Consider the following 22,042-nt stretch of genomic DNA (forward strand, 5'->3'; position numbering starts at 1 on the left):
AAGGACGAGTTCTCCCATGGAAATCTCAGGAAGCCCCGCTTTTTATGCCGGTCTGAGCACTCTTCAGACAGGGCAGAACCGTGTCGATCAAGCCGCCGGGCAGATCGCCAACACGACGATCGAGCGCTCGGTCACCAGCCAGTCCTCCGAGGCGCAGGTCGATCGTCTGCGATCGGTTGATCGCAGTCGGCAATCGGACCTGGCCAGCAATGTGGTCGAAATGGCCCAAGGCAAATTTCAAGTCGAACTGGGCGCCAAAGTCGCCAAGGCATCCGACGAAGTGCTCGGAACGCTGATCGATACTTTCGCCTGATCCTCATTGAATCCGTCTCTCCAACGCCGCGTCTGTTCGCGGCGTTTTTCTGCGTAAGTCCTTCTCACTCAACTAATCTTCTCTGCAGGGTGGCTCGCTCGGTCTATGCCCGTCGTGCGGTTGCGCGCAGATGTGCCTGATCGGCGGTGACGAATGGAAAAAGATCGACGCTTGACAAGATTTGGGCGTAAACGTATGTTTCAAACAACTGTTTGATCGCAGCAACAAATCAATGCGGTCGTTCATTCCCGGTTACATCAGCAGAGGTTTATCGCTATGCCTGACTACAAGGCCCCCTTGCGTGATATTCGCTTCGTTCGTGACGAGCTGCTCGGCTACGAAGCGCACTATCAGAGCCTTCCGGCTTGTGCCGACGCAACTCCGGACATGGTTGACGCCATTCTTGAGGAAGGCGCCAAGTTTTGTGAGCAGGTACTGGCTCCGCTGAACCGCGTGGGCGATCTCGAAGGCTGCACCTGGAGCGAGTCCGGCGTTAAGACCCCGACTGGTTTCAAGGAAGCCTACAAGCAATTCGTCGAAGGTGGCTGGCCAAGCCTGGCTCACGACGTAGAGCACGGCGGCCAAGGCCTGCCAGAGTCCCTGGGTCTGGCCATCAGCGAAATGGTTGGCGAGTCCAACTGGTCGTGGGGCATGTACCCAGGCCTGTCGCACGGTGCGATGAACACCATCTCCGAGCACGGCACCCCTGAGCAGCAAGAGGCTTACCTGACCAAGCTGGTTTCCGGCGAGTGGACGGGCACCATGTGCCTGACCGAGCCGCACTGCGGCACCGACCTGGGCATGCTGCGCACCAAGGCCGAGCCTCAGGCCGACGGTTCCTACAAAGTTTCCGGCACCAAGATCTTCATCTCGGCCGGTGAACACGACATGGCCGACAACATCGTCCACATCGTGCTGGCTCGCCTGCCGGATGCACCGGCTGGCACCAAAGGCATCTCGCTGTTCATCGTTCCGAAATTCATGCCGAACGAAGACGGTTCGATCGGTGCGCGCAACGCCGTGTCCTGTGGTTCCCTGGAACACAAAATGGGCATCCACGGCAACGCTACCTGCGTAATGAACTTCGACGGCGCTACCGGTTTCCTGATTGGCCCGGCGAACAAAGGCCTGAACTGCATGTTCACCTTCATGAACACCGCACGTCTGGGTACCGCGCTGCAAGGCCTGGCCCACGCTGAAGTCGGTTTCCAGGGCGGCCTGAAATACGCTCGCGACCGTCTGCAGATGCGCTCGCTGACTGGCCCGAAAGCGCCGGACAAAGCCGCTGACCCGATCATCGTGCACCCTGACGTACGCCGCATGTTGTTGACCATGAAGGCATTCGCCGAAGGCAACCGCGCGATGGTTTACTTCACCGCCAAGCAGGTCGACATCGTCAAGTACGGCGTGGACGAAGAAGAGAAGAAGAAAGCCGACGCACTGCTGGCGTTCATGACTCCAATCGCCAAAGCCTTCATGACCGAAGTCGGTTTCGAATCGGCCAACCACGGCGTGCAGATCTACGGCGGCCACGGCTTCATCGCCGAGTGGGGCATGGAGCAGAACGTCCGCGACAGCCGTATCTCGATGCTGTACGAAGGCACCACCGGTATCCAGGCACTCGACCTGCTGGGCCGTAAAGTGCTGATGACCCAGGGCGAGGCTCTGAAAGGCTTCACCAAGATCGTCCACAAGTTCTGCCAGACCAACGAAGGCAACGAAGCGGTTCAAGAGTTCGTCGCTCCGCTGGCCGCATTGAACAAGGAATGGGGCGAGCTGACCATGAAGGTCGGTATGGCCGCCATGAAAGATCGCGAAGAAGTCGGCGCGGCCTCCGTGGACTACCTGATGTACTCCGGTTACGCCTGCCTGGCCTACTTCTGGGCCGACATGGCGCGCCTGGCTGCCGAGAAACTGGCTGCCGGCACTTCCGAAGAGGCGTTCTACACCGCCAAGCTGCAGACTGCGCGCTTCTACTTCCAGCGCATCCTGCCGCGTACCCGCACTCACGTCGTAACCATGCTGTCGGGCGCCAACAACCTGATGGACATGAAAGAAGAGAACTTCGACCTGGGCTACTAAGCCTTAGCGAAGTACTTGAAAAAGCCGCTGCTCCTTCGGGAACAGCGGCTTTTTTGCTTTAAAGGTTGGCGGTGGAAAATGTTTGCAACGCCCTTTGAAAAATACCTCAGTAATTCACTCAGTAACTCGGGCGTCCTGCCGTTACAGTAGTTGGCACATTGCCATCTATTGATTTGACGGGTCGGAGCTTTACCCTTGCCGCGCTCATCTGCTGTACGTTTCAGTCATTTCCTGCCGTCATTGCTGCTGTTGGTGGCGGGGCTTGCGGCTGCTTACATCAAGGATCTGAACGTCTTCTTCACGTCGCTGTTCAACGTGCTGCCCACCCTGGTGTTGTTGCTCGGTGGCGCCTATTGCGCGGTGTACCGACGCCAGCGTGAACTGTTTCTGATGGTCACGGTGTACATCGCCTACTTCCTGCTCGACACCCAGACCGACTATTACCGCGACAACGGCAAGGTGCGTGACGACGCCGCGGTGGTCTTTCATTTGTGTTGCCTGCTGCTGCCGCTGCTGTTTGGCGTGTTCGCGGCGTGGCAGGAACGCACCCATCTGTTCCAGGACATGGTGGCGCGCTTCGCGGTCTTGCTGGCGGTCGGCAGCGTGGCGCTGGGGCTTGAGCAAAGTTATCCACACGCGCTGCTGATCTGGCTGTCGGAGATTCGCTGGCCTGCCTTGCATGGCGCCTGGATGAGCCTGATCCAGTTGTCCTATCCGGTGTTCATCGCTGCGTTCCTGTTGCTGGCCTGGCAATACTGGCGCAACCCGCGACCGCTGCATGCCGCGCAATGGGTGGGGCTGCTCGGGTTGTTCTGGATGTTGCCGAAAACCTTCATCCTGCCGTTCACGCTGAACATCATGTGCAGCCAGGTGATGCTGATGATCGCAGCCGCCGTTGCCCACGAGGCCTATCAAATGGCGTTCCGCGACGAACTGACCGGGCTGCCGGGCCGTCGCGCGTTGAATGAACGCATGCAACGGTTGGGGCGCAACTACGTGTTGGCCATGAGCGACGTCGACCACTTCAAGAAATTCAACGACACCCACGGCCACGACGTCGGCGACCAGGTGCTGCGACTGGTGGCCAGCAAGCTGTCGAAAATCGGCGGTGGCGGTAAGGCGTATCGCTATGGCGGCGAGGAATTTGCCCTGGTGTTTGCAGGCAAGACCCTCGAAGAGTGCATGCCGCACCTGGAAGTCATCCGCGAGTCCATCGCCACTTACAACATTCAGCTGCGCAATCAGGAAAACCGCCCGCAGGACGATAGTCAGGGGCGCCAGCGGCGTGCCGGTTCCGGTGCGTCGAGTGTGTCGGTGACGGTCAGTATCGGCGTTGCCGAACGGATCGAACAACGCACCCCCGAAGAGGTGCTCAAGTCCGCTGACCAGGCGCTCTACAGCGCCAAGGGCGCCGGGCGCAACTGCGTGATGGCGTTCGGGCAGAACCGCCGTGGCGCCGTGCGCATGGACGCCGCTACGGTTGAGTGATGATGGCGCATTCAGCGAGCGCAAAGTGATTGTGAGGTGTGGTCGGCAGCAGTAGGTTGGAGAAATCTGCCGACGGAGAATGACCATGCCCGAGTACAAAGCTCCCTTGCGCGACATGCGCTTTCTGATCGACCACGTCTTCGACTTTCACAGCAACTACGCCGCGCTGGGGGCCACCGATGCCAGCCCGGACATGGTCAATGCGATCCTCGAAGAAGGGGCGAAGTTCTGCGAAAACGTACTGTCGCCGCTGAACCGCAGTGGCGATGAAGAAGGCTGCCATTTCGACAATGGCGTGGTCACGACGCCCGCGGGCTTCAAGCAGGCATTCGCCCAATATGTCGAGGGCGGCTGGCATGGCCTGGCGGCGGATCCGGTTTACGGCGGTCAAGGGTTGCCGATCTCTCTGGGTCTGGTGATCAGCGAGATGGTGGCTTCCAGCAACACCTCATGGGGCATGTACCCCGGACTGACCCACGGTGCGATGTCGGCGATCCACGCCCATGGAACCGAGGCGCAAAAGCAGACCTATTTGAAGAAGCTCACCGCTGGCCAATGGACCGGCACCATGTGCCTGACCGAAGCCCATTGCGGCACCGACCTGGGCATCATCAAGACCCGCGCCGTGCCTGCGGCCGATGGCAGCTACGCGATCTCCGGCAGCAAGATCTTCATCTCCGCCGGCGAGCACGACATGAGCGCCAACATCATTCACCTGGTGCTGGCCAAATTGCCGGACGCACCGGCCGGAACCAAAGGCATTTCACTGTTCATCGTGCCCAAGTACCTGCCCGATGCGACGGGGGAAGCGGGCGAGCGCAACGGCGTGTCCTGCGGCTCGATCGAACACAAAATGGGCATCAAAGCCTCGGCCACCTGCGTGCTGAACTTCGACGAGGCCAAGGGCTTCCTGATCGGCGAGCCGAACAAGGGCCTCAACTGCATGTTCACCATGATGAACCACGCGCGACTGGGCACCGGCATGCAAGGGCTGTGTCTGGGGGAGGCGAGCTTCCAGGGCGCGATCAAATACGCCAACGACCGTTTGCAGATGCGCTCGCTGACCGGCCCGAAAGCGCCGGAAAAGGCCGCTGACCCGATCATCGTGCACCCTGATGTGCGGCGGATGTTGTTGACCATGAAAGCCTTCAACGAGGGCAACCGCGCGCTGACCTACTTCACCGCACAGTTGCTCGACGTTGCACACCTGAGCCCGGACGAAACGGCGCGCCGGGATGCCGAAGACTTGCTGGCGTTCCTCACTCCCATCTGCAAAGCCTTCATGACCGACACCGGGCTGGAGGTGACCAACCATGGCTTGCAGGTGTTTGGCGGTCACGGGTTCATTCGTGAGTGGGGAATGGAGCAACTGGTACGCGACTGCCGGATCGCGCCGATCTATGAGGGCACCAACGGCATTCAGGCGCTGGACCTGCTCGGGCGCAAGGTACTCGGCAGCCAGGGCAAACTGCTGCGTGGCTTCACCAAAATCGTCCACAAGTTCTGCGCGGCGAACGCCGAACATCCACAACTGGCCGGGTATGTGGCGCAGCTCAATCAACTGAACCAGCAGTGGGGTGAATTGACCACCAGGGTCGGTATGGCGGCGATGAAAAACCCGGACGAAGTCGGTGCTGCGTCGGTGGATTACCTGATGTACAGCGGTTACATCATCCTCGGCTACCTGTGGTTGCGCATGGCGCTGGTGGCTCAGGCGCAGCTCGATGCGGGCAGCGGTGATGGTGACTTTTGCCGGGCCAAACTGGCGACCAACGAGTTTTACTTCAAGCGTCTGTTGCCACGCACTGCCGCTCATCGGGCGGCCGTCGAAGCAGGTAGCGATTGCCTGATGCAACTGCCGGCGCAGATGTTTGCGCTCTGACATCGCCCTCTGCTCGCGATGGTCGTCAACGAAAACGCGTAAAACCCGATGCCCGCGGCGTCTTCGGGTTTTTCGCGAGCGAGCTCGCTCCTACAGTTTCATCCGTTCACTCCCGCCTACGGCAATGACTAAAAATAACAAAACGGTCATGAGTTGACCCTATGTGTCGCAAAAGTTGTTGAGGTACACTCCGACCCAACGAAAACACTCTTCCTGTGAATCACCTGTATAGATCTTGCGAGGTTTGCCATGGCTGACTACAAAGCGCCCCTGCGCGATATGCGCTTCGTCCTCAATGAAGTGTTCGACGTCGCCAAACTCTGGGCCGAACTGCCTGCACTGGCCGAAACCGTCGATGCAGAAACCGTCGAAGCCATCCTGGAAGAAGCCGGCAAAGTCACCAGCAAAAGCATCGCACCGCTGAGCCGTGCCGCTGACGAAGAAGGTTGCCATTGGGCGGACGGTGCCGTCACCACGCCGGCCGGTTTCCCGCAGGCCTATCAGACCTACGCGGAAGGCGGCTGGGTCGGTGTCGGTGGTGATCCGTCCTATGGCGGCATGGGCATGCCCAAAGCCGTTTCGGCCCAGGTCGAGGAAATGGTCAACTCCGCCAGCCTGTCGTTCGGCCTGTACCCGATGCTGACCGCCGGTGCTTGCCTGTCGATCAACGCCCACGCCAGCGAAGAACTGAAAGCCGCGTACCTGCCGAACATGTACGCCGGCATCTGGGCCGGTTCCATGTGCCTGACAGAGCCGCACGCCGGTACCGACCTGGGGATCATCCGCACCAAGGCCGAGCCTCAGGCTGACGGTTCCTACAAGGTCAGCGGCACCAAGATCTTCATCACCGGTGGCGAACACGACCTGACCGAAAACATCATCCACCTGGTGCTGGCCAAGCTGCCGGATGCGCCGGCGGGGCCGAAAGGCATTTCGCTGTTCCTGGTACCGAAGTTCATGGTCAATGCCGATGGCAGCCTGGGCGCACGCAACCCGGCCAACTGCGGTTCGATCGAACACAAGATGGGCATCCAGGCGTCCGCCACCTGCGTGATGAACTTTGATGAAGCCGTGGGTTACCTGGTCGGCGAGCCGAACAAAGGCCTGGCGGCGATGTTCACCATGATGAACTACGAGCGTCTGGGCGTTGGTATCCAGGGCCTGGCCACGGGCGAGCGCTCGTACCAGAACGCCGTGGAATACGCCCGCGACCGTCTGCAAAGCCGTTCGCCGACCGGCGCGCAGAACAAGGACAAAGTGGCTGACCCGATCATCGTCCACCCGGACGTGCGACGCATGCTGCTGACCATGAAAGCCTCGAACGAAGGTGGCCGTGCATTCTCCACCTACGTGGCGATGCAACTGGACACCGCCAAGTTCAGCGAAGACGCCGCCACCCGCAAGCGTGCGGAAGACCTGGTGGCGTTGCTGACCCCGGTGGCCAAAGCGTTCCTGACCGACCTTGGCCTGGAAACCACCGTACACGGCCAGCAGATCTTCGGCGGCCACGGCTATATCCGTGAGTGGGGCCAGGAGCAACTGGTGCGTGACGTGCGCATCACCCAGATCTACGAAGGCACCAACGGCATCCAGGCGCTGGACCTGGTCGGGCGCAAGATCGTCGGTAGCGGCGGGGCGTTCTACAACCTGTTCGCCGACGAGATTCGCCACTTCACGGCGACCGCCAGCGCGGACCTCGCCGAGTTCACCAAGCCGCTGAACGACGCCGTGACCTCCCTCGATGAACTGACTGCGTGGTTGCTGGACCGGGCGAAGAGCAATCCGAACGAAATCGGCGCGGCGTCGGTCGAGTATCTGCAGGTGTTCGGCTACGTGGCCTACGCCTACATGTGGGCCCTGATGGCCAAGGCGGCATTCGGCAAGGAAGCGCAGGACGATTTCTACGCCAGCAAACTGGGCACGGCGCGCTTCTATTTTGCCCGCCTGCTGCCGCGCATTCACTCGTTGAGCGCGTCGGTGAAGGCCGGTAGCGAATCGTTGTTCCTGCTGGATGCGGGACAATTCTGATGAAGTAACGTTATGTAAGCATTCTCTTACATAACGTGCTGCTGTTCTCCCATAGATGCAAATTGGATCCACGGCTAATCTACTTCTCATGGACGTAGCGCAGGAAGCGCAAAGCAACAACAGGGACACGTAGGATTCTGCCAGGACGGCGGAGTGAAATGGATGTCAGGGAAACAGTCTGCAAAGCCCCGCTTCGGCGGGGTTTTCTTTTGCCTGAAGAAAAGTTTTCAGCTTGGCCCATCCAGAGCCTGCGCGCTGTTCAAGCGCCCGTCCGGGCCATTTATCACTTCTTCCAGCAATGTCCGCAGCAATGCCAGCGAGGCCTGCTGCCGTTGCACATCCCGACACACCAAACCGACTTTCAGCGGCACTCGCGGTTCGCTCAGGGGTTTCCACAGCAGTTCGTGGTTGCCATGGGTCTTTTGCGAGCGACCGGGCAGTACCGTCGCCAGGCGCGTGTGGGGCAGGCTGTCGAGGATGCCGGCCATGTTGTTCAATTCGGCTTGCACCTGTGGGCGACGTCCGAGGCTTGTCAGCTGTGCCTGCCAGATCTGCCTGATCTGAAACTCTTCGCCCAGCAGCAACATCGGCAGTTCGGCAGCCTGACTCATGGACACTTTCTTGAATTCACGCAGCGGATGCTCTGCCGGGATGACCAGGGTCAGTTCGTCTTCGTACAGCATCACGCCATGCAAGCCAGGCTGGCGGGGTGGCAGGTAGCTGATGCCGATATCCAGAGAACCGTTGAGCAGTCGCCGCTCGATTTCCAGGCCGGTCAGTTCGTAGATCTGCACCACCAGATGCGGCTGCGCCTTGCGCACCCGCTCGAGCATCTGCGGAACGAGGCTGGTGTGCACGGTTTGCAATACACCGATGGCCAGGGTGCGCAGTGCCTGACCCTTGAAGTTGCCGAGCGCTTCCCGTGCCCGTTGCAGGCCATCGAGCAAAGGCAGGGCATGGTTGTACAGCGTGTGGGCCGCGAGAGTCGGCAACAGGCGTTTGCTACTGCGCTCGAACAGGCTCACATCGAGATTTTGCTCGAGGTGGCGGATTTGCTGGGACAGCGCCGGCTGGGAGATGGACAGGCGCTCGGCGGCCCGGCCCACGTGGCCTTCTTCATAGACCGCGACGAAATAACGCAGTTGCTTGAAATCCATAAGTATTACTTATCGAAAATGCTGGGAAATCGAAATGGCTGAACGCCTCGCCTGAGCCTAGTCTAACCGCATTCACAGGGCTTACAGGGCCACAGAGCGCGATGAATACCCTTTGCTTCGATGGTATTTACATAGGTAAGGCAAAAAACCTCAAAAAGGTTTTTTTCAGATGAATCTGTTCAGTCTGCGCCGCAGTCCTCCCAGTCTCGATGATCTGGTCATGGACGCCTCCCCGCCATCCCAAGGCGTTAACCTTTCCAGCGAGTACTTGATGCCCAGTGTCGAGCGGCCAAAACAGGTGTTTGTGCGTGGCCAGGGTTCATGGTTGTGGGACAGCGATGACCGTGCGTACCTGGATTTTTCCCAGGGCGGCGGGGCCAACAGCCTCGGTCATAGCCCTTCGGTACTGGTCAATGCAATCGCAGCCCAGGCTCAGTCGCTGATCAACCCGGGTTTTGGCCTGCATAACCGCGGCATGCTCAGCCTCGCCGAACATTTGTGTGCCAGCACCGGCAGTGACCAGGCCTACCTGCTCAATACCGGCAGCGAAGCCTGCGAGGCGGCGATCAAACTGGCGCGTAAATGGGGTCAACGGCATCGCGGCGGTGCGTCGCGAATCATTGTGGCCAACAACGGTTGCCATGGCCGCAGCCTGGCGACGATTTCGGCGTCGGACAGTTCGACATTGGCCAACCGGTTCGAGCCGCAATTGCCAGGCTTCAGTCGTGTTCCGTTCAATGACCTGCCAGCGTTGCATGCGGCCGTGGATGAACGGACCGTAGCGATCATGCTCGAGCCGATCCAGAGCGAAGCCGGCGTGGTCCCGGCCACCGCGCACTATCTCAAGGGCGTTGAACGCCTGTGCCGTGAACTCGGCATTTTGCTGATCTTCGACGAAGTGCAAACCGGCATCGGCCGTTGTGGCACCTTGCTCGCGGAACAGTCCTGCGGCGTCATGGCGGATATCGTCGTGCTCGGCAAAGGCTTGGGCGGCGGCGTGCCATTGGCCGCGCTGCTGGCGCGGGGCAAAGCTTGCTGTTTCGACATTGGCGAGTTGGCAGGTACTCATCACGGTAATGCGTTGATGACCGCGGCGGGGCTTTCGGTGCTCGATACCGTGCAGGACAAGGCTTTCCTCAAGCACGTCGCAGAGGCCGGTCAACACCTGCGTGAAGGGTTAGGGCGTTTGGCCCATCGTTACGGTCACGGCGAGTTGCGCGGACAAGGGTTGCTTTGGGGGCTGACGCTGTCGGACGACTCCGCTGACGCGGTGGTCAAGGCCGCGCTGTACGAAGGCTTGCTGCTCAATGCCCCGCAAGCCGACTGCCTGCGCTTTACCCCTGCGCTAAATGTCAGCAACGCCAACATCGATGAAATGCTCCTGCGCCTGGCGCGCGCCTTCTCCCGAGTGCGAACCGCACAATTGCAGTGCCGCAAAGGGATTGCCGTCTGATCAGGCGCGCCCTGTACACATTCCAGAACCGTCTCGCGGTATAACGCACGCCTCACGCCCGACACTTTTGGCGTGGGGCGTTTTTTTGTGGCCGGTTTTTTCCAAAGGCAGTTTCGGCTTGAGCGGTTAACACATTAATGGCTTTCTAGCGTGCATCGGCAGGGAGTGCCGGTACTAGCGAAACGGTGTTGCTGTCGCGTTGGTTTTGATTTCTATACCACTGAGTGGTATGTTTTATGGAAGGGATGCCCATGTCACCAAGGCTGTTCAAGACAAAGCGCTTCGCAATGCAGGCTGCCAAGGCCTGGATCGGTGATGACGAGCTCCGGGAGGCATTCACCGAAATGCTCAATGGTCGGGCTGACAATTTGGGTGGCGGGGTCTGGAAGAAGCGCTTGAATGCCAACCGCCATCGCTCGATTATCCTGGCCAGGGGCGGTGCTCATTGGGTCTATCAGTTTCTGTACGCAAAAAAAGATCAGAGCAATATCAGTCCCAGGCATTTGCTCGACTTGCGAGAGTTGGCCAAGACATATGGTGGACTGACCGAAATGGAAATTCAGCAATTGCTGGATGCAAAGGAGTTTGTGGAGATACTAAATGAGTAAAAAATTCAAAAGTGAGCTATCGGAGTCGATCCACGAATCGGCCAGTGCCTTGTACGCCATAGGTGCAATCAGCAAGGCGACCATGCGTGAGTTCGATGAATCCTGTCTTGCAAGAGTGCCGGATGCGATTCCCGCGCAGGAGATCAAGGCACTGCGCGAGCGCAACAATGTCAGCCAACCGGTGTTCGCGCGCTACCTGAACACCAGTGCTTCCACGGTCAAGCAATGGGAAGCAGGGGATAAGCACCCCAGTGGCATGGCGTTGAAGTTGCTGAGTATCGTGCGCAAACACGGTCTGGAGATACTGGCCTGAGGAATCGGGCTGAACCCTGACAAACGGCGCAGGTCGATTAGCTGTAGGGCTCGAACGAGTCCACCCCCAATCAGGAGCTGTCCCATGGACTTTATTCGCATCATCATCGCCATCCTGTTGCCGCCACTGGGTGTGTTTCTGCAAGTAGGATTCGGCGGGGCGTTCTGGCTGAATATTCTGCTGACGTTGTGCGGTTACATTCCGGGGATCGTGCATGCGGTGTACATCATCGCCAAGCGCTGAATTTTTGCGGCGTTAGATCGATCGCTTTCGCGGGCAAGCCCGCTCCCACAGGATTTGTGCACGCAGCAGAACCTGTGGGAGCGGGCTTGCCCGCGAAGGGGACGCCACCGTTTCGGCAATGAACGCAGGCTTCAGTCCACTGAATCCATCACCCGCCGATAAAACAACCACTCCTGCTCCAGAGCATGGGCCTGGTTACCGGCCTTGCGAAAGCCATGGCGTTCATCGGCGTAGTAATGCGCTTCGACCAGGATGCCGTTGTCCTGCAGTGCCGTGACCATGTCACGGGTCTGTTGCGGGACGACCACGGCATCCAGTTCTCCTTGAAAGAAGATCATCGGCACGCGGATGTTGCCGGCATGCAGCAGCGGCGTGCGGGCGGCGTAGCGTTCGGCATCCAGTTGCGGATCGCCGATCAGCCAATCCAGATAGTCGCTTTCGAATTTGTGGGTCGCGCGCCCCAGCGCCACCGGGTCGCTGACCCCATACAGGCTGGCGCCGGCGCGGAACACGTTGTGAAAGGCCAAGGCGCAAAGGCTGGTGTAGCCGCCGGCGCTGCCGCCACGAATGAACGCCTGGTCGCCGTCGATCAAGCCTCGCTGCTTGAGGTAACTGACCACGGCGCAGGCGTCTTGCACATCAACATCACCCCAACTCAGGTGCAGTGCCTGGCGATAGGCCCGGCCATAACCGCTGCTGCCGCGATAGTTGAGATCGGCCACGGCGAAGCCCCGCTGTGCCCAGTACTGGATACGCGGATCGAGCATCGGGTAACACGCCGAAGTCGGACCGCCATGGACGAACACCACCAATGGTGGTTTCGCCTCGCCGGTCATCGCCGGGTAGAAGAAGCCGTGTGCTTCGCCTGAGCCACTTGGGTAGCGCAAGGTTTGCGGGCGGCTGATCTGTTCGGGAGCAAGCGGTGCGATGCCGCCGGCGAGCACTTGCACTTGCCGGCTCTGACGGTCGATGGCGATGACGGCGGTTGAACTGACGGGCGACGCAGCGATGCAATAGATGAACTGCTCATCCACGGCGAGATGGCGGAAGCGGCTGTAGTCGCCGGTAAAGTCGGCGCTGGAGTCGCCGCCTATGGCCAGTCGGCCAAACCCGCCCTCGGTCCAACTGGCCAGATAACTGTTATCGCTCAGCGGCAACCAGGTGCTGCCGCCGAGTTGCCAGGGCGCGGGGCCATGGTCGGCGCTGGCACTTGGCAATGGGCTCAGGCCTTTTTCAGACTCTTTCCATGGCTGCCAGTAACCTGCGCGATCCGTCAGGCAATACAGGCGACCGCCGGCATCAAACCGCGGTTGTTGCACAGACTCTTGAACGCCATCGCCCGCCACACAACGAGCCTCGGCAAAGCCGCCGTTGGCGAGGCGTTCGGCAACCATCAAGCGGGTCGCTGTCCATGGTTGATCCGGGCGACTCCACTCGATCCAGGCCAGGCGCCGGGCATCAGGGCTCAGCGTCGGTGCCGCGTAGAAATCAGCACCCTCGGCCAGCAAGTGACGTGCGCCATCCAACAGATCGATCGCCACCAATCGGTGTTGATCGCGGTGCTCCTCGACCGCCAGCACTTGCCCGTTGGCGAACTGCAGATCGCCATAACGGCATGCTCCGGACGTCAGCCTTTCGGGCGCTTCGTCTTGCAGTGATTGTCGATACAACTGCTGGTCGGCCTCATTGACGAAAACGATTCCATCGTCCGTCAGACACAACGCTCCACCGCCATATTCGTACACCCGACTGCGCACGCTGAACCCCGGTGGCGTCAGGCATTTCGCTGCGCCGTCACGCCAATGCCAGATCCGGCACGCAGCGTCTTCGGGGCGGTATTCGTTCCAGAACAGGCCCTGTCGACCGACCTGCAGTTCGGCAAAATCGATACCGGCGGCCACGGCTTTGGCAGCGCTGAAAGGTTCAGCTTTTGGCGATGAGGCGTGAGTTTCGTTCATTGCGAAAGGCCAGTTGGTCGATGGTCTGGGTCGCGTGCCCGGCTTCTTCGCGAGCCTTGAGGATCACGCCGTGTTGTGGCGACTTGCTGCATACCGGGTCGGCATTGCTTGCATCGCCGGTGAGCATGAACGCCTGGCAGCGGCAGCCGCCGAAGTCTTTTTCTTTTTCGTCACAGGAGCGGCACGGCTCGGGCATCCAGTCGTACCCGCGAAAGCGGTTGAAACCGAACGAGTCGTACCAGATGTGCTGCATGCTGTGGTCGCGCACGTTGGGAAACTGCACCGGCATCTGTCGGGCACCGTGACAGGGCAGGGCGGTTCCGTCTGGTGTGACCGTCAGGAAAATACTGCCCCAGCCGTTCATGCAGGCTTTCGGGCGTTCTTCGTAATAGTCCGGCGTGACGAAAATCAGCTTGCACGGATGCCCTTCGGCTTCCAGTTTTGCGCGGTATTCGTTGGTGATGCGTTCGGCGCACACCAGTTGCTCCTTGGTCGGTAAAAGCCCAACGCGATTGAGTTGCGCCCAGCCGTAGAACTGGCAGGTGGCGAGCTCGACGAAGTCCGCTTCCAGTGCGATGCACAACTCGATGATGCGGTCGATCTGGTCGATATTGTGCCGATGGGTGACGAAGTTCAGCACCATCGGATAACCGTGGGCCTTCACCGCCCGGGCCATTTCCAGTTTCTGCGCGAAGGCCTTTTTCGAGCCGGCCAGCAGATTGTTCACCTGCTCGTCACTGGCCTGGAAGCTGATTTGGATGTGATCGAGACCGGCCTTCTTGAAGTCGCTGATTTTCTGTTCGGTCAGGCCGATGCCGGAGGTGATCAGGTTGGTATAGAAACCCAGCTTGCGGGCTTCAACGATCAGCTCTGCGAGGTCCTGACGCACCAGCGGTTCGCCACCGGAAAAGCCAAGCTGCGCGGCGCCCATTTCCCGCGCTTCACGAAACACCTTGATCCACTGCTCGGTGCTCAGCTCTTTGCCTTGCTCGGCGAAATCCAGCGGATTGGAGCAGTACGGGCATTGCAGCGGGCAGCGATAGGTCAGCTCGGCGAGCAGCCACAGCGGCAAGCCGACCTCGGGTTTGGGCGGTACTTGCCTTGATGAATCAGGCAAGTTCGATCCAGTGCTGCGCACGGGCAACCTCCATGAATTGCTCGATGTCGTCTCCGAGTTCGGGCACGCCGGGAAACTGTTGGTCGAGCTCATTGATGATGGCCGCGACATCCCGTTCACCATCAATCAAACCGCCGATCAGCGCGGCACTTTCGTTGAGCTTGATCATGCCTTCCGGGTACAGCAGCACGTGGCCTTTTTGCGCCGGTTCGTACTGGAAGCGGTAGCCGGGACGCCAGGTCGGGGTCTTGCTGCGATCGAAACTCATAAGGTGATTCCTTTGTGCCAGACCCGTTCCCCGGTCACGCTGTGATACGGCGGGCGTTTCAGTTCGTAGGCCATGCTCATGGCATCAAGCATGCTCCAAAGAATGTCCAGTTTGAACTGGAGAATTTCCAGCATGCGCTCCTGGCCTTCACGGGTGGTGTAGTGCTGCAACGTGATCGCCAGACCATGCTCGACATCACGCCGTGCCTGGCCCAGGCGCGTGCGGAAATACTCGTAGCCGGCCGGGTCGATCCATGGGTAGTGCTGGGGCCAACTGTCCAGGCGCGATTGGTGGATCTGCGGGGCGAACAGTTCGGTCAGCGAGCTGCTCGCGGCTTCCTGCCAACTGGCGCGGCGGGCGAAATTGACATAGGCGTCCACGGCGAAGCGCACGCCGGGCAGTACCAGCTCCTGGGAACGCAGTTGGTCCGGGTCGAGGCCCACGGCCTGGCCCAGGCGCAGCCAGGCTTCGATGCCGCCGTCTTCACCGGGCGCACCGTCGTGGTCCAGCAGGCGTTGAATCCACTCGCGGCGGATCTCGCGGTCCGGGCAGTTAGCCAGAATGGCCGCGTCCTTCAGGGGGATGTTCACCTGATAGTAGAAACGGTTGGCGACCCAGCCCTGGATCTGTTCGCAGGTGGCCCGGCCTTCGTACATCGCCACGTGATAGGGGTGATGGATGTGGTAGTAGGCGCCCTTGGCGCGCAGGGCCGCTTCGAATTCGGCGGGGGACATTGGGGTGTCAGTCATTGCGGTTCTCCGGGGAACAACCAGGATATGTGTTGCTGCTGCCGGCCTCATCGCGAGCAAGCTCGCTCCCACAGGGGAATGCGGTCAACTGTGGGAGCGAGCTTGCTCGCGATAGGGCCATCCGCTACAGCACAATACTCATGCCGTCATACGCCACTTCAATCTGACGCCGATCCAGTTCCGCGCGTTCTGGCGAGTCTTCATCGAGAATCGGGTTGGTGTTGTTGATGTGGATAAGTACTTTGCGCTGGTTGGGCAATTGCTCAAGCACTTCGAGCATGCCACCGGGGCCGTTCTGCGCCAGGTGTCCCATCTCGCGACCGGTGCGGGTGCCGACGCCGCGACGCTGCATTTCATCGTCATCCCACAACGTTCCATCGACCAGCAGGCAATCGCTGCCGGCCATGATTTCCAGAAGCCCTGCATCCACCTTGCCCAAGCCCGGTGCGTAGAACAGTTTGCCGCCGGTGTTGAGGTCTTCGACGATCAGGCCGATGTTGTCGCCCGGATGGGGGTCGAAGCGGTGTGGTGAGTACGGCGGCGCGGCACTGCGCAACGGCAGCGGGGTGAAGCGCAGGTTCGGGCATGCCGGTACGCTGAAGTTCTGGTCGAGTTCGATGCGATTCCAGGTCAGCCCGCCATTCCAGTGGTTGAGCATGGTGAACAGCGGAAATCCGGTGCTCAGGTCTTCATGGACCATGTCGGTGCACCAGACCTGATGCGGGCACCCTTCGCGCAACATGAGCAGGCCGGTGGTGTGGTCGATCTGGCTGTCCATCAGGATGATTGCGCCGATCCCGGTATCGCGAAGGGCGCGGCCCGGCTGCATCGGGGCGAAGCCCTGGAGTTGGGCGCGGATGTCCGGGGAAGTATTGCACAGCACCCAGCTCACGCCGTCATCGGAAATCGCGATGGACGATTGCGTCCGCGCCTTGGCCCGCAGGCTGCCGTCGCGAAAGCCCGCGCAGTTCACGCAGTTGCAGTTCCACTGGGGGAAGCCGCCGCCGGCAGCGGAACCTAGAATCTGGACAAACATGGACGCTCCATCATTTCAACGCTGAAAATAAAACGCCTCGGATAACCGAGGCGTTGTGCTGCATCTCTGCCAAAGCTGAGATTAGCGGCTTGCGAAGTACATGGTGACTTCAAAGCCAATACGCAGGTCGGTGTAAGCCGGTTTGGTCCAGGCCATAAATTGAACTCCTTCAGGTAGGGTAGGACAGCGCTATCTATAGGTATAGTCCACCTCAAATCAGAGAGGTTCCAGATAGTTAGGTTGCTATGTTACTCAAAATTTCAAAGAAATTGCCCGTGAAACTTTGAGAAAGCTCCTTGCAGCCCCGGTAATGATCATTTTGCCGCTTGCCATGGCGCGCCTGGGGTAACGCTGTTGGCAAGGCACAGCCAGCCGCCTTCGGCCTGATTCAGGCGTTGGGCCGCAGCCAGTAGACCGGTCCGGTCAATGTGCACAATGGCCTCGGGCAAGTGCGTCAGATAATCCGACGAGCGGCCGGCCAGTTTGCCTTGCCAGAGCAATTCGGCCGCTTGAGCCGTGGTGAGCGCAGCGCTGCAAAACTGATCCGCCAGGGCCTGGCGTTGAGCGTTGAAGGTGGTGTCGTCGAGTGCGTTGATCAGGTCCGGCAATCGATTCAGGAATTGCTCGATGTGTTGCAGCAGCTCCACAGGCGCAACGCTTGGCGATTGCACGCCGAACAGCACCCCGGTTTGCCCGTGAATCTGCCGCAGGGCGCTGAACACCGCATAGCCGAGTTGCAACTCCACCCGCAGGCGTTGGTAGAACGGTGTCTGGCAGACATGCGCGAGCAAACGCCACGCGGCTTCGTCGGCCATTTCCTGGGTGGCTGCAGGACAGAACAGCAGCAACGCGTGCTCGCTGGAGGCGGTATCGACAGTGCTCCACAGATGCCGTGCAAGGATCGAAGAGGGCGGCGTCAGTTGATTGTCCGGCGTGCCGGGTATGCGGCTCAAGGCCAGGCCCATGGCCGCTTGAGTCTGAGCCGATAACCCGATGGCCAGCCCATCCCATCGCGCACTCGACCAGAGAGGTTGCACGTCATCCGAGTTCGCGGACTGCCCGAGGCAGTATTCGGGTAATGCCTTGAGCAGTTGTCGAATCGGTATTGGCGCAACGCTCGTCGATTCGGCTTGTGAGACAGCGGCGTCAGGTTTTGTCAGTTCTTTCAGCGCATGCTCCAGGACGCTGGGCATCGGCTCCTGTAGCCCGTTCAGTTTGAGCAGCCATTCGTTGCCCGATGCACTGAAGGAAAATTCCACACCGGCCTGGTGCGCGTCTTCGCGCAACGGTTGCAGGTGGTTTTCCAGCCGTGATTGAAGGTGACTACCGGGAGCCGAGTCCAGACGCCAGCGCAGATAAATCGCGCCTTCAGCACCGTTGTCCGGCCATGCCTGGCTGAATTGCATCGGCGAACGTTCACGACGGCTGCGCGAACGGTCCTGGGCAAAAGTGCGCAGGCCTCGGTGGGCGCTGGTCTGGCCGCGAATCAATCCGGCGTTGGCTGCCGGTGCTTCGGAGCACAAGAACGGGTTGGGGGCCGGCAATTGCCATGGGCCGCTGAAGTTATCCACAGCGCCGATTTGTTGAAGGATTTGCTTGAGGGCGGTAACACCCGGCTCGGATAACCCGACTTCGCGTTGTTCGCTGTCCAGTCGGGCCAGTTGCAAGGCGCCGCTGACTTGCTGTTGGCGCTGGAGCAGGGTGGCGTACTCTTCGCGCAATCGGCTCCAGTCTTGCGCGGCAAAGAAACCGAGCCAGTCCATCAAGCGTTCGTGGATGCCTGAAGCCGGGTCTGCGGTGGGCAGGGTGAATTCGATATGCAGCAAGGCTTGCCCGGCGAACTGGTACAGCGGCTGGGCTTTGAGGTGATCGGCCAGCCCGCGCTCGCGCAGGTCCGCCATTAAGCCACCGGGTTTTGCCAGGTTCAGCCAGTGGCACAGGAACGCCAACGCATCGGCAGAGAAATCGGGTAGCACTTCAAGGGCAAACAGCAGATCCAGGCGTCGCTCGCCAGTCTGTTGATAACTGTTGGTTGAGGCGTCCATCAGCGGTACTGGGGGCAGTTGAGTGGCTGTCTGGCCTTTGGCAATGACACTGCCAAAGGCTTCGGCCATTGCCTTCAACTCAACGAGGCTCTGTGGCCCGGCCAGGCTCAAGGTCATTTGCCCGGTCTGGTAAAACCGCTGATAAAAATCCTGCAGCGCCTGCTGAAACTCGGGTTGTTGCAGCGGCAGACTGTCGCGATTGCCGGCATGAAAACCCCGTAGTGGATGAGCCTCGGCCAAGCCATTGAACAGTGCAAATTGCTGCTGCGCCTTGGCATCCTGCGACCAGGCGACAAACTCTGCCTGCAGCACTTCCCGTTCCCGCTGCTGGTCGTCCGGGTTCATACGCGGATGGGCGAGCATGTCTGACAGACGCTCCAGCCCACCGGCAAACGCCTGGGGTGGCAGTTCGAAAAAGTAGTCCGTGGTGCGTTCGCCGGTCCGCGCGTTTACCTGGCCGCCATGACTCTGGACGTAGGCCATCAACCCTTGCCCGACAGGAAAACGCTCAGTCCCCAGAAACAGCAGATGCTCAAGAAAATGCGCCAGACCGGGCCACGCCAGCGGCACATCATGGCTGCCCGCGGCCACCCGCAACGCTGCTGCGCAACGCTTCAAATTCGGGGCATGACGCAGCGTCACCTGCAGGCCATTGGCCAGGGTTTCAGTGTGGGGGCGAGGGTGATTCAGCGCGGGCATGGGCACTTCCAGAACAGTGAAGTGCCAATGCTAGCGGATTAGGACTTGTTCAGCTCGCCGTAAAGCTCGGGGCGGCGATCGAGGAGGTAGCGATTGGCGGCGCGGGAATCGACCATCAACTGTCGATCCAGCTCACCGACAATCAGCGATTCATCCAGTCCCGCCTGAGCGATGCGACTGCCATCCGGCGCAGCGATGCTGCTCTGGCCGCAGTAGTGGATGTCGCCTTCGTGCCCACAGTAATTGGCATAAGCCACGTAGCACTGGTTTTCGAAGGCACGGGCGCGCACGGTGACATCGGCGACGAAATCGAACGGAATCATGTTCGCAGTCGGCACCAGGATCAGCTCGGCACCGGCCAGGGCCAGGCGTCGGGCGTTCTCCGGAAATTCCAGGTCGTAGCAGATCAGGAAACCGAGCTTCCAGCCGTTGAGCTCAACGATGGGAAACTCGTCGGAACCTGCGCTGAACATCGAGTGATCCAGATCGCCGAATAGATGGGTTTTGCGGTAGTTGCAGACGCGCTCGCCGTCAGCGTCGATCAACTGCACGGCGTTGTAGATCTGTCCGTCCTCGGTGCGCTCGGGATAGCCATACAAAATGGCGATCCCGGCAGCCTTGGCAATGCGCGCAACCTGCTGCGCCGACTCACCGTTGTACACCTCCGCCAGCACGCTGACGGCATCGACGCCGATGTTGTAGCCAGTCAGGAACATCTCCGGCAGCACCAGCAGATCGGCGCCTTTTGCCTCCAGCGCAAGCTGCTGCAAGCGTTGCAGGTTGCCGGCGACATCCAGGGGCAGCGGCGGACATTGGTAAAGGGCTACGCGCATTTCAGATTCCTCTTACTCGGGCAGGGCGATCGGTCCGATCTCGTTGAACACATCTCCTGGACCCGGATTCTCGGCGTGAGTTGCACCGCCGAAATGTTTCATGATGCCCCACACCGCGTTGAGCGAGGTCTGTACCGCACCCTCAACCCAGGCCGGTGTCCACGAAACGTCGTCACCGGCGATGAAGATCCCGCGCTGTTCGGCTGGCATGTCGTCCTGCATGAAGTGGGCGTACATGCGTTGGTTGTAGCGGTAGTGGCCGGGCAGGGCGCCTTTGAACGCGCCGAGGAAATGCGGGTCGGCTTCCCACGAAACGGTGATCGGGTCGCCGATGATCCGCGCGGCGATGTCGACTTTCGGGTAGATCTTTTTCAGTGCATCCAGCGCCAGTTTCACGCGTTTTTCCACCGGTTGGGGCAGCATTTTCAGCGCGTCGCTCATCCACGAGTACGACAGGCAGATCACCCCCGGCTTGTCGTCGCCGTTGTCGAACAGATAAGTGCCACGGGTCAAGCGGTCGGTGAGGGTCATGCTCATCAGGTCGCGGCCGGTTTCCGGATCCTTGTCCTTCCAGAACGGGCGGTCGACCATCACGAAAGTCTTCGACGACTGCATGTAGCGGGTGCGGTCCAAAGCCATCCACATTTTTTGCGAGAACAGGGTTTCGTCGCATTCGATCTGGGTGGTCAGCAGCCAGCTCTGGCAGGTGGTCAGCACCGCGGCGTACTCGCGGGTGTCGCCCCAGTTGTCGGTGACGGCGAAACGGCCGCCCGGCGCGTGGGCAATCTTCTTCACGCCGGTACGCGGTGCGCCGTTGTGCAGCGAGCTGAGGCTGGTGCCGACCGGCCAATGCGCGCAACGCTCCGGCACATGGCGCCAGATGCCTTGTGGCACCTGTTCCACGCCGCCGACCACCAGGTGCTGGTGGTCGTCGCAGTTGGTCATCACCACGCGGAAGATTTCCAGCATCGAGTTCGGGAAGTCCGAATCCCAGCCGCCGGTGCCGAAACCGACTTGGCCGAACACTTCACGGTGATGGAACGAGAGCTTGGCGAACGCCTTGGAGGTGGCAACGAAGTCGTAGAAGGTGCGGTCGTCCCACAGCGGCACCAGGGTGTTCCACAGTTCCTTGAGGCGTGGTACGTCGCGGTCGCGAATGGCTTGCTGGATATCGGAGAACTGCGAGCCGGCTTCCAGGGCATCGGCCCAGGCGTCAGCCACTTCCTGGAACAGTGCAGGAAGGTCCGACAGCTTCTGTGCGTAATGGGTCTGACCTTCGAGGTCGATCACCGTGCTGCCCGACGCGGGCGTAAGCGGGTTGGGAAAAGGTTTGGTTTCCAGACCCAGTTTGTCGACGTAGTGATAGAACGCGGTTGACGACACCGGGAAGCGCATCCCGCCCAGTTCGGCAACGATGCCTTCGGCGCCATTGAATGCCTGGGAGCGCAGACGGCCACCCATTTTCGAAGCTTCGTAGACGACCGGTTTCAGGCCCAGCTTCATCAACTCATACGCCGCCACCAGGCCGGCGATCCCGCCGCCGACAATCGCCACTTCGGCACCGTGATTGTGCTCGGGAATACTGCCCAGCCCGGCCGGGTGTTCGATCCAGTCGTCGAAGGCGAAAGGAAAGTCCGGGCCGAAAATGGTGACTGGTTTCTTACCGTCTGCAGGATGGCGATTGTTCTTGTTCATGGCTGACCTTGCTGGCGACCCGACGCGCAATGCGCATCTGAGTATAGGAAAAGATGCCAGCCATTCTAGAGAGCA

Annotated in this window: 19 protein-coding genes; 9 read left to right on the plus strand and 10 right to left on the minus strand. The window is 60.2% G+C overall.

Features of this window, described 5'->3' with window-relative positions; genetic code table 11:
* The first annotated feature begins 16 nt into the window (after window positions 1-16).
* The 5 genes from AC1RS8_RS24670 to AC1RS8_RS24690 all read left to right on the plus strand — a co-directional run bounded on the left by AC1RS8_RS24670 (window position 17) and on the right by AC1RS8_RS24690 (window position 7,793).
* A complete protein-coding gene (locus AC1RS8_RS24670) occupies window positions 17-313 on the plus strand; it encodes a pyrroloquinoline quinone biosynthesis protein PqqE (protein ID WP_489339349.1) in 297 nt (98 codons plus the stop codon).
* Between the two features lie 276 nt (window positions 314-589).
* On the plus strand, window positions 590-2,395 hold the full coding sequence (locus AC1RS8_RS24675) for a phenylacyl-CoA dehydrogenase (RefSeq protein ID WP_057713032.1): 1,806 nt from the start codon (window positions 590-592) through the stop codon (window positions 2,393-2,395).
* Between the two features lie 195 nt (window positions 2,396-2,590).
* Window positions 2,591-3,883 (plus strand): GGDEF domain-containing protein, encoded by a 1,293-nt coding sequence (locus AC1RS8_RS24680; RefSeq protein WP_057713033.1) that lies wholly within the window; start codon window positions 2,591-2,593, stop codon window positions 3,881-3,883.
* Between the two features lie 85 nt (window positions 3,884-3,968).
* Window positions 3,969-5,765: an acyl-CoA dehydrogenase C-terminal domain-containing protein gene (locus AC1RS8_RS24685; RefSeq protein ID WP_489339348.1), complete on the plus strand. Its 1,797-nt coding sequence runs from the start codon at window positions 3,969-3,971 to the stop codon at window positions 5,763-5,765.
* A 249-nt stretch (window positions 5,766-6,014) separates the two neighbouring features.
* Window positions 6,015-7,793, plus strand: a complete 1,779-nt coding sequence (locus AC1RS8_RS24690; protein WP_489339347.1) for an acyl-CoA dehydrogenase C-terminal domain-containing protein — start codon at window positions 6,015-6,017, stop codon at window positions 7,791-7,793.
* A 227-nt stretch (window positions 7,794-8,020) separates the two neighbouring features.
* Here AC1RS8_RS24690 and AC1RS8_RS24695 read toward each other — a convergent pair whose 3' ends face one another.
* The gene (locus AC1RS8_RS24695) at window positions 8,021-8,950 is read right to left on the minus strand and encodes a LysR family transcriptional regulator (RefSeq protein ID WP_057713036.1); all 930 of its coding nucleotides are present in this window, start codon (window positions 8,948-8,950) and stop codon (window positions 8,021-8,023) included.
* Window positions 8,951-9,119: 169 nt separating this feature from the next.
* On the opposite strand from AC1RS8_RS24695, the gene AC1RS8_RS24700 reads away from it, so the two are divergent.
* From AC1RS8_RS24700 to AC1RS8_RS24715, 4 genes are all read left to right on the plus strand, one after another.
* Window positions 9,120-10,403 (plus strand): aspartate aminotransferase family protein, encoded by a 1,284-nt coding sequence (locus AC1RS8_RS24700; RefSeq protein WP_489339346.1) that lies wholly within the window; start codon window positions 9,120-9,122, stop codon window positions 10,401-10,403.
* A 251-nt stretch (window positions 10,404-10,654) separates the two neighbouring features.
* On the plus strand, window positions 10,655-11,011 hold the full coding sequence (locus tag AC1RS8_RS24705; protein ID WP_150814013.1) for a type II toxin-antitoxin system RelE/ParE family toxin: 357 nt from the start codon (window positions 10,655-10,657) through the stop codon (window positions 11,009-11,011).
* A complete protein-coding gene (locus AC1RS8_RS24710) occupies window positions 11,004-11,324 on the plus strand; it encodes a helix-turn-helix domain-containing protein (RefSeq protein ID WP_046039442.1) in 321 nt (106 codons plus the stop codon). Before AC1RS8_RS24705 ends, AC1RS8_RS24710 begins: the two co-directional genes overlap by 8 nt.
* Before the next feature lie 84 nt (window positions 11,325-11,408).
* Window positions 11,409-11,567: a YqaE/Pmp3 family membrane protein gene (locus AC1RS8_RS24715; RefSeq protein WP_003228885.1), complete on the plus strand. Its 159-nt coding sequence runs from the start codon at window positions 11,409-11,411 to the stop codon at window positions 11,565-11,567.
* Window positions 11,568-11,698: 131 nt separating this feature from the next.
* Here AC1RS8_RS24715 and AC1RS8_RS24720 read toward each other — a convergent pair whose 3' ends face one another.
* The 9 genes from AC1RS8_RS24720 to AC1RS8_RS24760 all read right to left on the minus strand — a co-directional run bounded on the left by AC1RS8_RS24720 (window position 11,699) and on the right by AC1RS8_RS24760 (window position 21,967).
* Window positions 11,699-13,525 (minus strand): S9 family peptidase, encoded by a 1,827-nt coding sequence (locus AC1RS8_RS24720; protein ID WP_489339345.1) that lies wholly within the window; start codon window positions 13,523-13,525, stop codon window positions 11,699-11,701.
* Window positions 13,491-14,663 (minus strand): pyrroloquinoline quinone biosynthesis protein PqqE, encoded by a 1,173-nt coding sequence (gene pqqE / locus AC1RS8_RS24725; RefSeq protein ID WP_489339344.1) that lies wholly within the window; start codon window positions 14,661-14,663, stop codon window positions 13,491-13,493. The genes AC1RS8_RS24720 and pqqE overlap by 35 nt, the downstream gene beginning before the upstream one ends.
* Window positions 14,635-14,910, minus strand: a complete 276-nt coding sequence (gene pqqD / locus AC1RS8_RS24730; RefSeq protein ID WP_015097086.1) for a pyrroloquinoline quinone biosynthesis peptide chaperone PqqD — start codon at window positions 14,908-14,910, stop codon at window positions 14,635-14,637. Before pqqD ends, pqqE begins: the two co-directional genes overlap by 29 nt.
* Window positions 14,907-15,659 (minus strand): pyrroloquinoline-quinone synthase PqqC, encoded by a 753-nt coding sequence (gene pqqC, locus AC1RS8_RS24735; RefSeq protein ID WP_489339343.1) that lies wholly within the window; start codon window positions 15,657-15,659, stop codon window positions 14,907-14,909. The genes pqqD and pqqC overlap by 4 nt, the downstream gene beginning before the upstream one ends.
* A 124-nt stretch (window positions 15,660-15,783) precedes the next feature.
* Window positions 15,784-16,695 carry a pyrroloquinoline quinone biosynthesis protein PqqB gene (gene pqqB / locus AC1RS8_RS24740; protein ID WP_489339342.1) on the minus strand — a complete coding sequence of 304 codons (912 nt, stop codon included), beginning with the start codon at window positions 16,693-16,695 and terminating at the stop codon, window positions 15,784-15,786.
* A gap of 81 nt (window positions 16,696-16,776) precedes the next feature.
* A complete protein-coding gene (pqqA, locus tag AC1RS8_RS24745) occupies window positions 16,777-16,851 on the minus strand; it encodes a pyrroloquinoline quinone precursor peptide PqqA (protein ID WP_003444522.1) in 75 nt (24 codons plus the stop codon).
* A gap of 158 nt (window positions 16,852-17,009) precedes the next feature.
* Complete coding sequence (pqqF, locus tag AC1RS8_RS24750; protein WP_489339341.1) at window positions 17,010-19,439, minus strand: pyrroloquinoline quinone biosynthesis protein PqqF; 2,430 nt, start codon at window positions 19,437-19,439, stop codon at window positions 17,010-17,012.
* 38 nt (window positions 19,440-19,477) lie between these two features.
* On the minus strand, window positions 19,478-20,272 hold the full coding sequence (locus tag AC1RS8_RS24755; protein ID WP_489339340.1) for a carbon-nitrogen hydrolase family protein: 795 nt from the start codon (window positions 20,270-20,272) through the stop codon (window positions 19,478-19,480).
* 12 nt (window positions 20,273-20,284) lie between these two features.
* On the minus strand, window positions 20,285-21,967 hold the full coding sequence (locus tag AC1RS8_RS24760) for a flavin monoamine oxidase family protein (protein ID WP_154861035.1): 1,683 nt from the start codon (window positions 21,965-21,967) through the stop codon (window positions 20,285-20,287).
* Window positions 21,968-22,042: the final 75 nt, after the last annotated feature.

Source organism: Pseudomonas sp. GW821-FHT12A04, assembly GCF_058807755.1.

Excerpts from the sequence above, each read along its gene's own strand:
- AC1RS8_RS24700 (WP_489339346.1), top strand. The coding sequence starts at position 9,120 with ATGAATCTGTTCAGTCTGCGCCGCAGTCCTCCCAGTCTCGATGATCTG.
- pqqF (WP_489339341.1), bottom strand. The coding sequence starts at position 19,439 with ATGCCCGCGCTGAATCACCCTCGCCCCCACACTGAAACCCTGGCCAAT.
- AC1RS8_RS24755 (WP_489339340.1), bottom strand. The coding sequence starts at position 20,272 with ATGCGCGTAGCCCTTTACCAATGTCCGCCGCTGCCCCTGGATGTCGCC.
- AC1RS8_RS24710 (WP_046039442.1), top strand. The coding sequence starts at position 11,004 with ATGAGTAAAAAATTCAAAAGTGAGCTATCGGAGTCGATCCACGAATCG.
- AC1RS8_RS24670 (WP_489339349.1), top strand. The coding sequence starts at position 17 with ATGGAAATCTCAGGAAGCCCCGCTTTTTATGCCGGTCTGAGCACTCTT.
- pqqB (WP_489339342.1), bottom strand. The coding sequence starts at position 16,695 with ATGTTTGTCCAGATTCTAGGTTCCGCTGCCGGCGGCGGCTTCCCCCAG.
- pqqC (WP_489339343.1), bottom strand. The coding sequence starts at position 15,659 with ATGACTGACACCCCAATGTCCCCCGCCGAATTCGAAGCGGCCCTGCGC.
- AC1RS8_RS24695 (WP_057713036.1), bottom strand. The coding sequence starts at position 8,950 with ATGGATTTCAAGCAACTGCGTTATTTCGTCGCGGTCTATGAAGAAGGC.
- AC1RS8_RS24760 (WP_154861035.1), bottom strand. The coding sequence starts at position 21,967 with ATGAACAAGAACAATCGCCATCCTGCAGACGGTAAGAAACCAGTCACC.
- AC1RS8_RS24705 (WP_150814013.1), top strand. The coding sequence starts at position 10,655 with ATGTCACCAAGGCTGTTCAAGACAAAGCGCTTCGCAATGCAGGCTGCC.
- AC1RS8_RS24675 (WP_057713032.1), top strand. The coding sequence starts at position 590 with ATGCCTGACTACAAGGCCCCCTTGCGTGATATTCGCTTCGTTCGTGAC.
- AC1RS8_RS24685 (WP_489339348.1), top strand. The coding sequence starts at position 3,969 with ATGCCCGAGTACAAAGCTCCCTTGCGCGACATGCGCTTTCTGATCGAC.
- AC1RS8_RS24690 (WP_489339347.1), top strand. The coding sequence starts at position 6,015 with ATGGCTGACTACAAAGCGCCCCTGCGCGATATGCGCTTCGTCCTCAAT.
- pqqD (WP_015097086.1), bottom strand. The coding sequence starts at position 14,910 with ATGAGTTTCGATCGCAGCAAGACCCCGACCTGGCGTCCCGGCTACCGC.
- AC1RS8_RS24720 (WP_489339345.1), bottom strand. The coding sequence starts at position 13,525 with ATGAACGAAACTCACGCCTCATCGCCAAAAGCTGAACCTTTCAGCGCT.
- AC1RS8_RS24715 (WP_003228885.1), top strand. The coding sequence starts at position 11,409 with ATGGACTTTATTCGCATCATCATCGCCATCCTGTTGCCGCCACTGGGT.